The sequence below is a fragment of the Kitasatospora sp. NPDC002551 genome (genome assembly GCF_040296005.1).
Lineage (GTDB): Bacteria > Actinomycetota > Actinomycetes > Streptomycetales > Streptomycetaceae > Kitasatospora.
This window is the reverse complement of the sequence record NZ_JBEOWI010000060.1, coordinates 1-10,826: the sequence shown is the minus strand read 5'-3', so window position 1 is coordinate 10,826 and position 10,826 is coordinate 1. Positions and strand designations below refer to the sequence as shown.

Below are 10,826 nucleotides of genomic sequence, written 5' to 3'. Positions count from 1 at the left end.
GCCTCCTCCGTTGGTCGCGCGCGGGGGGCGGGGGGGGGGGCGGGGGGGGGGCCCCCCCCCCGGGGGGGGGCCCCCCCCCCCGCGCCCTGTTTACGCGCCGTCCTGCCGCGCGCCGTCCTGTTACGCGCCGTCCTGCTGTGCGCCGTCCGGCACCGGCAGGGCGGCCAGGGTGTCGGCGAGGGCCCGCAGGTCCGCCGGGCGGACGGCCGGGCCCATCGCGGCGAGCCGGAACGGGGAGGTCCCGCCCAGCATCGCCCGCAGCCCCGGGTTGTCCAGCATCGGCAGCCGGGCCAGGACGGCCGCGCGCGCCCCCTCGTCCGCGAGCAGGGTGCGCAGCGGGGTGTGCACCGAGAGCGGGCCGTCGGGGAAGTCCTCCGGCCGCGGCAGCGGCTCACCGGCGGAGAGCGCCTGCGGCCGCTGGGCGCGGGCCAGCAGGTGCCCGGCGGTCACCGGCCCCTCGGCGGGCAGGCCGAGCCGTTCGAACTGGTCGGCGGGGGCGTCGCTCTCGCGCAGCGCCTCGGTGAGCAGCGTGGCCATCCGCAGCTCCAGCTCGTCGTCGACCAGCGGGTGCTCCTGCTCCGGGTCGGCGTGCAGGTCGAACAGCAGGGTGCCGAAGGCGTACGGGTTGCCCCAGGCGTTGGCCGGCATCCGCAGCACGGGCACGCCCTTGGTGAACGGCAGCGGGCCGGCCAGGGTGGCGCCGGCCAGTTCCTGCGGGGTGAAGTGGCCGCGCATGTGGGTGGGCATCAGGGTGTGCTCGAACAGCGGCCGGTTGGACGGGTCCTTGCAGGCGCGCATGTAGACGTGGCGGCCGTCGGTGATGTTGACGTGGCCGCCGAAGACGCCGAACAGGCCGTGCGGGCGGACCGGGGTGTCGTGGGCGACCGTGTCGGCGAGCGGGCGGCCCTGCATGTCGGGGGTGCGCGGGACGTCGAAGTACTCCAGCACGGTCGGCCCGAGGTCGACGGTCTGGACGAGCGAGGCGCGCCGGCCGCCGGCCCGGCTGCGCGGGTCCCAGACGAACAGCGGGGTGTGGATGTTCTCGTCGTACCAGGGCTGGATGTTCTTGCCCCACCAGCCGCGCTCGCCGAGCAGCAGGCCGTGGTCGGTGCAGACGATCAGCAGGGTGTCGTCCCACAGGCCGTGCTCGTCGAAGGCGTCCAGGACGCGGCCGAGCGAGTCGTCGCACATGGTGAGCAGCGCGGCGTACTCGTTGCGGGCGTGCTCGACGGCCTCGGGGCTCTCGGTGACGCGCTTGTAGTCGGGCCAGTCGAAGTGCGGGCCGTCCCAGTCGTGCGGGTAGTGCTTCTTGTGCTCGGCGTAGGAGTAGAACGGCTCGTGCGGGTCGAAGCACTCGATCTGCAGGAACCAGCGGTCCTGGTCGCGGTTGGTGGCGATGAACTCCAGGCCGGCGTCGAAGGTGCGGGTCTGCGGGTGGTCGGCGACGTCGGCCAGGTACTGGCGGTTGACCCAGTCCTGGCGCCACATCGGGCCGGCGCGCCAGGAGAGCGTCTCGGGGATCTCCGGGTCGGCGACGTGGCCCTTCCACTTGTCGCCCTCCTGGCCGCGGAAGAACTCGTAGCTGTCGTAGCGGTTGTGGTAGGTGGCGCCGCCGTCCTCCCAGTAGTGCTGGTGGTCGGTGACCAGGTGGGTGTAGACGCCCGCCTTGCCCAGCAGGTCGGGGACGGAGTCGTCGAAGGGCTCCAGCGGGCCCCAGGAGCGGTGCAGGAAGTTGTAGCGGCCGGTGTGCATCTCGCGGCGGGCCGGCATGCAGGGCATGGAGCCGCCGTAGCAGTGGTCGAAGGTGGCGGCGCGGGCGGCGAGGCGGGCGAAGTTCGGCGCCACCGTCCAGTCGCAGCCGTAGGGCGGCAGGAAGCGGCGGTTGAGGCTGTCGAACATGACCAGGACGGCTTTCACCGGGGCGTCTCCTCGGGGCTGGTGGTGCTGGTGGTGGGGATGGTTCCGTCGGCGAGCATGCGGCGGACCCGCTCCAGCCAGTCGAGCCAGGCGTCGACGGCGGAGGTGCCGTACTCGTGGGTGATCTCGCGGATCATCCGCATCCGCCGGACGTCCGCCTCCGGTGTGCCCGCGGGGAGGGGCAGGGAGCGGTCCCGGGGGCGCATGACCGCGATCTGGCGGCGGCGGTAGGCGAGTTCGGTGTCGATCAGCGGGATCAGCCGCTCCGGTGCGAGCTGGGCGGAGAAGAAGAACCGGGCCATGAAGTCCGGGTCCTGGAAGCGGCTGGTCGGTTGGTACGGGGAGCGGGCCTCGCGGACCAGCTCGGCCCGGCCGGCCTCGGTCAGCCGGTAGACCTTGGCGTCCGGGCGGCCGTCGCGCGGGTCGGTCTCGTAGACCACCCAGCCCTGCTCGGCCATCCGCTTGAGCAGCCGGTAGATCTGGCTCGGGTGGGCGTGGGAGCGGACGAACTGGCCCTCCCCCGCGAGCCACTCCTTGAGGTCCCAGCCGCTGCGCGGCCGCAGGCTCAGCAGGCCGAGCAGAACGTGTTCGAACTTCAACCGGTGCCCTCTCCCCGGCTCCCGCCGGTTCCTCGGATGTCCTCCTGGGTGCATTCTCACCTAGGTGCAAAGTGCTATAGCTTGGGCCCATGAGTCAACCCCCCGCCGCCCGCGCCTGCTGCCTGCCGTCCTCCCCGGCCGGGGCCGGGCCCGTCCCGCTACCGCCGCCTCCGCCGCCGCGGACCGCGGCCGAGCGGCCCGCGCACCCCGAGGCGGCGCTGCCCGGCGGGGTGTTCGCGATGGGCGACGCCTTCGGGGAGGGGTACCCGGCGGACGGCGAGACGCCCGTGCACGAGGTGGAACTGGCGCCGTTCACCATCGACACCGAGCCGGTGACCACCGCCCGGTTCGCCGCCTTCGTCGAGGCCACCGGCCACCGCACCGACGCCGAACGGGCCGGCTCCTCCGCCGTCTTCCACCTGTTCGTCCTCGCCGGCCCGGCCGACGTGCTCGGCCGCTCCCCCGCCGCGCCCTGGTGGGTCGAGGTGCGCGGCGCCGACTGGCGCCACCCCTACGGCCCGCTCGGCGACGCCGGGGACCTCGGCGACCACCCCGTGGTGCACGTCAGCCACCGGGACGCGCTCGCCTACTGCCGCTGGGCCGGCCGCCGGCTGCCCACCGAGGCCGAGTGGGAGTACGCCGCCCGCGGCCCGCTGGCCGGCCGCCGCTACCCCTGGGGCGACGAGCTGCGCCCGGACGGCGCGCACCGCTGCCGGATCTGGCAGGGCCGCTTCCCCGATCTGCCGACCGGCGAGGACGGCTGGGTCGCGACCGCCCCGGTGGGCGGCTACCCGCCGAACGGCTTCGGCCTGGTGGACGTGGCCGGCAACGTCTGGGAGTGGTGCGCCGACCGCTTCGACCCCGGCTACTACGCCCGCTCGCCGCGCTTCGACCCGCGCGGCCCCGCCGCCGCGCCGGGCGCCGACCGGGCCCGGCGGGTGCTGCGCGGCGGCTCCTACCTGTGCCACGACTCCTACTGCAACCGCTACCGGGTGGCCGCGCGCACCGGCAACACCCCCGACTCCACGAGCGGCAACTGCGGCTTCCGCACGGTGGCCCGCTGAGCCGGGGCGCTCGGCGGGGCGCGGGCGGCGCGCGGATCGGCGGCGCACGCCCCGCTTCTTCGACCGTGCGTCAGGATCGGTGCTGACTCCGTCCGTTTCGCGCTACCGTGGTCCCCGCCGAAAAGGAGTGTGCATATGCCCGAGGTTCAGGCCTGCTCCGGATGCGGCGGGTCCGGGGGGACCCAGAAGACCGAAGCCACGGTCGAACGGGACGAGGAAGGGAGCATGGTGCCCAAGATCCACGTCTACTGGTCGCCGTGCGGTCGGTGCCACGGATCCGGGACGGTGATCGTCGGATGAGGCTGGTCCTCGAATGCGTCGAGTGCGGCAGCCACTACCTGCCACCGGAGGCGATGGTGTACCCCGACGGGCCCGCCTCGCCGCTCTGGTGCACCCGTTGCCAGGCCGCGAAGCGCGCGGCGGGCGTCCGGGAGGACCCGCTGCTGGCCCGGGTCGCGCTGGCCGCCGCCCGGGCGGCGGCGCGGGCCGGCGCGCCCGCCGAGGAGCCCGCCGGGCGGCCGGACGTCCGCCCCTCGCGCCCGCCGGTGTCGCGGCGGTCCCGCTCGGGGCCGGGCGCGCTGCGCGGGAAGCTGGGGTGACCGGGGCTCAGCCGCCCACCGCGCCCGCCGTGTCGGCGAGGAAGCGCAGCAGGTGGCCGGCGACGGCGTCCGGGGCGTCCTCCGGGCTGTAGTGGCCGACGCCGGGGAGTTCCACCACCCGGCCGTCCGGGAAGGCCTCCCGGAACAGCGGCAGGAAGTGCCGGGCGTGGCGCTCTCGCCGAAGCCCGTGTGGTCGGGGACGACGACCCGGTGGGCGGGCGCGAGGCGGCGCACCACGTCCCGGAAGAGGTAGCCCCAGGTCGGCTCGCCGTGCGGGCAGAGGACGGCGGGCCCGGCGCCCTCGTCGACGCGGTGCGTCGGGAAGCGCTCAGAACAGCGCCTCCTGGGTGTCCGGCTCGGCCGGGCGCACCCGCTCCCTCAGCGTCAGCCCCGCCGACGGCCGCCCGGCGGCCGGGGCGAGCGTCCAGCCGGTCAGCAGCCGGGTGTCCAGGAGCAGCGGCGCGCCGCCGTCCGGCTGGTCGAGCAGCAGGTGCCGGCCGATCGGCGGGCGCAGCCGCCCGGCCAGCACCGCGCCGTCCGCCAGGCCCTCGACCGCGTGGTAGACGTCGGGGGCGCCGCCGCTCAGCCCGAAGACCCCGACGTGGTCGGTGACCGGGTGGTCCGCCAGCAGCTCCAGGCCGTGCCCGCGCAGCAGTTCGTGCGCCCGGGCGCGGGCCTCGGTGAGCAGCGCGCGGCGGTGCTCCGCGTCGCCGTGCTCCCACCAGTGGTCCACCTTCAGCCGGCTCTTGAACCGCTCCCGGGCCAACCCGGAGGCGGCGACGGTGAGTTCGGCACGGCGGACGGCGGGCAGCGATCCCCGGGCGGCGAAGGTCCAGGCGAGCGCTCCCTGTTCGAGCAGCCGGCTGGTGCCGCGCTGCTCGGCGGTCAGCCCGACCTTGAGCAGCCCCTCGCCGAACCAGGCGAGATAGAGCCGGTAGGTGCGGCCGTCGTCGAGGATCTGGTCCCGGGCCAGCGCCAGCCCGCGGTCCACGCTCTGGCAGGACGCGCACTGCACGGCGGCGCCCTCGGGCGCGATCACGGCGTGGTGCGGGCAGGGCGTGCGCTCGTCCTGGCCCTCCAGCCACGCCCCGATGCACCGCCGCGGCCCGCCGAGCAGCCAGCCGACCTCCACCCCCGGCACCACCTCGCGCTCGTGCACCCGCTTCCCGTGCACCGCGCTCAGCACCGCCCGGCCGTCCCGCCACCCCAGCCCGGTGGAGACCCACCCGCCCGTCACGCTCACCCGCCACCTCGCCGCACACCGTCCGAACCCCCGAGGCTACCGGCGGCCACCGACAGCCGGGAAAGCGCGGTGCGGGCCCGGGCCGCCGTGGCGCTCGCCCTCTCCGGTGACCGGACGGACGACGTGGCCGAGGCCCTCGTCGCGCTCGCGGCGGCCGGAACAGCCGAGGGAGGACACGGCCCCGCCGCCGGACCGGGAGCCGGTGGACGGCGCGCGGGTCGGCGGCGGGGCCTCCGGACGGGATCAGCGGGCCCCGGTGAGGGCGGCGAGGGTGGCCTCCAGGGCCGCCGCCTGGCCGGGGCGGGGGCGGTTGTACGGAAGGCGGGAGAGCATGGAGCCCATCGCGCAGGTGTTGGTCGCCGCCGAGAAGACCAGGCCCGCGCCGACCGCGGCCGAGACCCAGCGGGCGCCGGGCAGGGCGAGGTCGACGAGCAGGCCCGCCACCACCAGGCCGCCCGCGGCGAAGCGGACCTGGCGGTCCATCGCCCACGGCGCCCGCGCCGGGGCCCCCTCGGGCCGCTCGACCTCGTGTCCGGCGGCGGCCCAGGCGCTGGTGCCGCCGACCAGGGTGGCGGCCGGGATGCCGGCCGCGGCCAGCGACTCGCAGGCCCGGCCCGAGCGGTTGCCGGAGGCGCAGACGATGAGGAGTTCGCCGCGCGCGGCGACGGTGCGCAGCGCGGGGAGGGCCCGGTCGAGCTGGTCGAGCGGGATGTTCAGGGCGCCGGGGACGTGTCCGGCGGCGTACTCGCCCGGGGTGCGGACGTCGACGACGGTGAGGGCGGCGAGGCGGGGGCGCGCCTGGGCCGGGGTGATTTCGGTGAGCGTGGCCATGGAGGCTCCTGTCGAGAGGGGAACGGGAAATTGGGGGAAGGAAGAGGGGCCTTCGGGGTCAGAGCAGGGCGTCGACGCCCATCACGGCGGCGACGCCGAGCAGCAGGACGGCGAAGGTCCGCTGGAGGACGGCCCCGGAGAGGCGGGCGGCGAGCCGCTTGCCGTCCCAGGCGCCGAGCACGGCGGCGGCGGCGAACGGGGCGATCACCGCCCAGTCCAGTCCGGCCGCGCCGCCGCCCCGGGTGACCAGGGAGGCGGAGGCGTTGACGGCGATCACCGGGAGGCTGGTGCCGATGGCGGCCTCCATGGTCAGCCCGACCGCGCCGACCAGGGCCGGTACCGCCAGGAAGCCGCCGCCGACGCCGAGCAGGCCGGTCAGGGCGCCGAGCCCGGCGCCGGAGGCGGCCGCCCGCCCGGGGCGGGCGGCGGGGCCCGGTCCGTCGGCCGGAACCGGGCGGGCCGGGCGCAGCATGCGGACGGCGGCGAGCGCGGCGACCACCGCGAAGGCGCCGGTGAGCACGCTCTGCGGCAGCCTGGTGGCGGCCGCGCCGGCGAGGGCGGCGGGGAGCAGCCCGGCGGCGGCGAAGGCGAGGGCGGTGCGCCAGCGGATGGTGCCGGCCTTCGTGTGGGCGACGATCGCGGAGACCGAGGTGGCGAGGACGATCAGCAGGGCGGCGGTGCTGGCGGCGGCCGGGGAGAACCCGAGCAGGTAGATCAGCGCGGGGACGGCGAGGATGCCGCCACCGCCGCCGAGCCCGCCGAGCACCAGCCCGACCACCGCCCCGGCGGCGAGCGCCAGCAGCAGCGTGGTCATCGGCGCACCCCCGGGAGGCCGGCTGCGCGCGCGGGGGCGGCGGCGGGTATTCGGGGGGTCGCCTTCGAGGTGGGGTGGTGCATGGCGGTGCTCCTGCGGGGTGGTGCCGGTGCCGGGAGAGGCGGTCGGGCGGTCGGGCGGTCAGGCGGTCAGGCGGTCAGGCGGTCAGGCGGCGACGACCGTGAGGCCGGCCTCGGCGGCGGAGGTGAAGGAGTCGTCGACGGCGATCACCTCGCGTCCGGCGGCGTCCGGCGGGGACGCCGCGATGGCGGCCCGCATGCCGCCGGCGCAGTGCACCCAGACGGGGCCGTCCGGCAGTTCGGCGCCGCGGCGGTGCAGCACGTGCCTCTCCTTCTCTGCGCCCTGGCGGGGCCTTTTACCCCAGGGGGTATCTGTCATCGACTGTAGCAGAGATACCCCCGGGGGCATCGAGGAGGGAATACTGCCGCCCGGACGCACCCGACCGGGTAGCGTCCCGCGCATGATCACCACCGACCCCGCGCCCGTGCCCGGCCCCGTGACCCCCGACGACCTGGCCGCCGTACTCCGGCTCGCCGTGGACACCCTGCGCGCGGCGCCCTCCGACGCCGACTGGTCCCGCCCGGCCGGCGCCGTCGACTGGGACTGCTGGACCACCGTCGAGCACCTCGCGGACGACCTGCTCGCCTACGCCGCCCAGCTCGGGCCCCAGGAGCCGCCCCGCGACCACTACGTGCCCTACCTCGCCCGGCGGCCCTTCCCCGGCGGGCCGCACAGCTTCGTCTTCGCCCGGCGCGAGGACGGCCCGCCCGGCCTGCTGGAGGTCCTGGAGGCGAGCGGCGCGCTGATGGTCGCGATCGCCCGGACCAGGGGGCCCGGGGTCCGCGCCTTCCACCCCTGGGGGCTCGCCGACCCGGCGGGGTACGTCGCGATGGGCCTGGTGGAGACGCTGGTCCACGTGCACGACGTCACCCAGGGACTCGGGCTGCCCTGGGAGCCGCCCGCCGGCGCCTGCCGCCGCACCCTCGCCCGGCTCTTCCCGGACGTGGCGCCCGACCCCGCCGGCCCCTGGCCGACCCTGCTCTGGGCCACCGGCCGCACCGCGCTGCCCGGCCGCGCGCGCCGCGCCGAGTGGCGCTGGTACGCCGAGGTGCCGCAGACCTGACGCCGGTTCACCCCCGGCCGACGCCGCAGGTCGCGGACCCTTTGCGCACTCCCCCGGTGCACGTTCTATTGTGGCGGGCGCGGCGGCGGCGCGGCCGGGAGGCGGGCGCCGCGGCGGACCGGCGTGGAACGAAGGGGTGGACGTGGCGGGGCGGCGGAACGACGGGGTGCTGGCGGTCTGGGCGGAGACGCAGCGACAGGAGCAGCGCCGGGAGGAGGCCAGGTGGCGCGCCCAGGCCGCCGAGCAGCGCCGGCGGGAGCGGGAGCAGCGCGAGGCCGAGAAGGCGGCGGCCCGCACCGAGCGCGAGGCGCAGCGCGCCCACCAGCAGGCCCGGGAGGCCGAGGCGGCCCGGCGGACGGCCGAACTGGACGGCCGGGTGGAGGAGTTGCGCGGGCTGCTGACGGCCGGGCTGGGCCGGGCGGCGTTCCGGCCGCAGAGCCTGCTGACGCCGCGGCCGGTGCCCCCGTTCGAGCCGGGGCGGCTCGGCGAGCCGGTGCCGATGCCGGACCAGGCCCGCTACCAGGTGCCGCCGCCGGACCCGGTGCAGGCCCGCAACCCCGGGGTGTGGCAGCAGTACGAGCAGTACGTGGCGCAGGCCCGGGCGCGGTTCGAGCAGGACTGGTACGCGGCGCAGGCGGCGGAGGCGGACCGGCAGCGGCGGCTGGCCGAGTACCACGGGCAGTACCTGGAGTGGGTGGCCCGGTTCCGCCGGGAGGACGAGCAACGGGCCGCCCGGACCGAGGAGTTGCTGCGCCGGCTGCGTTCCGGCGAGGCGGAGGCGGTGCAGGAGTACTTCACCGCCGTGCTGTACGCCTCGGCTGGCTGGCCGGAGGGCTTCCCGCACCGGCTGGTGGCGGCCTGGGAGGCCTCCGGCCGCCAGCTGGTGGTGAACTGGGAGCTGCCTGGCCCGGACGTGGTCCCGGCGGCCGCCCGGGTGCGGTACGTGAAGTCGGACGACCGGGAGGCCGAGGTGGCCCGCCCGGCGACCGAGCGCAAGGCGCTGTACCGGGAGGTGCTGGCGCAGACCGCGCTGCGGGTGGTGGCCGAGCTGTACCGGGCGGACGGGGACGGGATGCTGGCCTCGGTGGTGCTGAACGGCTTCGTCCGCGGCATCGACCCGGCGACCGGCCGGGAGGCGGAGCGCTTCCTCACCACCGTGACGGTGGACCGGGGCGAGTTCTCCGGTCTGGCGCTGGACCGGGTGGCGGCCGTGGAGTGCTTCCAGGGCCTGGGCGGGGTGCTGTCGGCGCGGCCCGAGCGGCTGGACGAGGTGCGTCCGGACCGGCTGCCGGAGACGGTCGGCGGCAGTGTGGCCGGGCAGGGCGGCGAGGACGACCCGGACCTCTTCGCGATGGACCCCATCGAGTTCGAGGAGCTGATCGCCGAGCTGTTCCGGCTGCGCGGCTTCCGGGTGATGACGACGGCGCGCAGCGGCGACGCCGGGGTGGACGTGGTCGCGGAGGACCTCGACCCGGTGACCGGCGGGCGGATCGTCATCCAGGCCAAGCGCTACCGTTCGACGGTCTCCCCCACCGCGGTGCGTGACCTCGACTCGACGGTGCGCCACCACGGTGCGATCAAGGGCATCCTGGTGACCACCGCGGGCTTCGGGCCGGGCTCGTACGAGTACATCCGCAACAAGCCGCTGACCCTGGTGAGCGGGCCGGAGCTGGTGGAGCTGCTGGCGGAGCAGGGTCTGCGCGGGCGGCTGGGCGAGCGGACGAACGGCGGGGGCCGCCCGACGGCCGGCGCCGACGGCGGGACGAACGGCGACGGGACGAACGGCGGCACACCCGGCGCGACCACCACCCTGGCGCTGTCCTGGCGCAGCCGAACGGCCGGCGGGGACGCCGTCGAGCTGGACGTCTCGGCGTTCGTGTGCGCGAACGGCCGGGTGCTGGACGACGAGCGCTTCGTGTTCTTCAACAACCCGCAGGACCCGGACGGCGCGGTGCGGCTGCACCCCACCCGCTCGGTGCCGGGCGAGCCGGTCCGCCGCGCCGAACTCACGCTGGAGCCCGGCCGCTTGGCGCCGGGCGCGGACGAGGTGGTGGTGGCGGTGTCCACCGAGGAGGAGGAACCGCCGGTGCTGCCGCTCGGCTACGTGCACGGGCTGGCGCTGACCGGCGGGTACGGCCCGGACGCGGAGGGCCCGGCGCGGTGGGCGGCACAGACCGGCGGGGTGTCGCAGAGCGCGATGGTCCTCGGCTCGTTCCAACGGCGCGACGGCGTCTGGCGGTTCACGCCGAGCGGCACGCCGGTGGAGGGCGGGCTGGCCGGGCTCGCAGTGCGCTGGGGTGTCGCGGTCGAGTAGCCCCGCTCCGGGCGTCTCAGGGCCGGACGTCATACCTGAGGAGGAGAGAGACCCCCGCCGGACCGCCGGGACGGCGGGGGGAGCCCGTACCCGGGGGCGACAAAACGGACGCGACCGGTTGCGAGAATGGATAAGGAAGACGATCTTCCGATTTTCAGCTCAGCACCTCCAGGGAGCACCCTCGTGACGATGTCCGCAACCGCCGCCCGCACCGGCCGGGCGGCCGCCCGCGCCACCGGCCTGAACAAGGTCTACGGGGAGGGGGAGACCCGCGTCGTCGCCCTCGACAACGTCAGCGTCA

The 10,826-nt window shown here is 76.4% G+C and carries 9 protein-coding genes and 3 pseudogenes; 5 read left to right on the top strand and 7 right to left on the bottom strand.

Annotation, left to right across the window (positions count from 1 at the left end):
• Positions 1-120 precede the first annotated feature (120 nt).
• A complete protein-coding gene (locus ABT093_RS33925; protein WP_350570908.1) occupies positions 121-1,917 on the bottom strand; it encodes a sulfatase in 1,797 nt (598 codons plus the stop codon).
• The gene (locus ABT093_RS33920; RefSeq protein WP_350570907.1) at positions 1,914-2,516 is read right to left on the bottom strand and encodes a PadR family transcriptional regulator; all 603 of its coding nucleotides are present in this window, start codon (positions 2,514-2,516) and stop codon (positions 1,914-1,916) included. The genes ABT093_RS33925 and ABT093_RS33920 overlap by 4 nt, the downstream gene beginning before the upstream one ends.
• Before the next feature lie 89 nt (positions 2,517-2,605).
• Between ABT093_RS33920 and ABT093_RS33915 the strand changes: the two genes are divergently transcribed.
• Together ABT093_RS33915 and ABT093_RS33910 are read left to right on the top strand one after the other, a co-directional pair.
• Positions 2,606-3,580: a formylglycine-generating enzyme family protein gene (locus ABT093_RS33915; RefSeq protein ID WP_350570905.1), complete on the top strand. Its 975-nt coding sequence runs from the start codon at positions 2,606-2,608 to the stop codon at positions 3,578-3,580.
• Between the two features lie 296 nt (positions 3,581-3,876).
• Positions 3,877-4,179: a hypothetical protein gene (locus ABT093_RS33910; RefSeq protein ID WP_350570903.1), complete on the top strand. Its 303-nt coding sequence runs from the start codon at positions 3,877-3,879 to the stop codon at positions 4,177-4,179.
• A gap of 168 nt (positions 4,180-4,347) precedes the next feature.
• Here ABT093_RS33910 and ABT093_RS33905 read toward each other — a convergent pair.
• The 5 genes and pseudogenes from ABT093_RS33905 to ABT093_RS33885 all read right to left on the bottom strand — a co-directional run.
• Positions 4,348-4,458 (bottom strand): annotated as a pseudogene (locus ABT093_RS33905) (alpha/beta hydrolase); the annotation flags it as partial.
• Positions 4,459-4,507: 49 nt separating this feature from the next.
• Positions 4,508-5,416: a DUF2797 domain-containing protein gene (locus ABT093_RS33900; RefSeq protein WP_350570901.1), complete on the bottom strand. Its 909-nt coding sequence runs from the start codon at positions 5,414-5,416 to the stop codon at positions 4,508-4,510.
• A gap of 249 nt (positions 5,417-5,665) precedes the next feature.
• Complete coding sequence (locus ABT093_RS33895) at positions 5,666-6,253, bottom strand: rhodanese-like domain-containing protein (protein ID WP_350570900.1); 588 nt, start codon at positions 6,251-6,253, stop codon at positions 5,666-5,668.
• 58 nt (positions 6,254-6,311) lie between these two features.
• A complete protein-coding gene (locus tag ABT093_RS33890; protein ID WP_350570899.1) occupies positions 6,312-7,067 on the bottom strand; it encodes a sulfite exporter TauE/SafE family protein in 756 nt (251 codons plus the stop codon).
• A 165-nt stretch (positions 7,068-7,232) separates the two neighbouring features.
• A pseudogene (locus ABT093_RS33885) lies at positions 7,233-7,412 on the bottom strand (rhodanese-like domain-containing protein); the annotation flags it as partial.
• 136 nt (positions 7,413-7,548) lie between these two features.
• Between ABT093_RS33885 and ABT093_RS33880 the strand changes: the two are divergent.
• The 3 genes and pseudogenes from ABT093_RS33880 to ABT093_RS33870 all read left to right on the top strand — a co-directional run.
• Positions 7,549-8,211 carry a maleylpyruvate isomerase N-terminal domain-containing protein gene (locus ABT093_RS33880; protein WP_350570897.1) on the top strand — a complete coding sequence of 221 codons (663 nt, stop codon included), beginning with the start codon at positions 7,549-7,551 and terminating at the stop codon, positions 8,209-8,211.
• 142 nt (positions 8,212-8,353) lie between these two features.
• The gene (locus ABT093_RS33875; protein WP_350570896.1) at positions 8,354-10,525 is read left to right on the top strand and encodes a restriction endonuclease; all 2,172 of its coding nucleotides are present in this window, start codon (positions 8,354-8,356) and stop codon (positions 10,523-10,525) included.
• A 183-nt stretch (positions 10,526-10,708) separates the two neighbouring features.
• Positions 10,709-10,826 (top strand): annotated as a pseudogene (locus ABT093_RS33870) (ABC transporter ATP-binding protein); the annotation flags it as partial.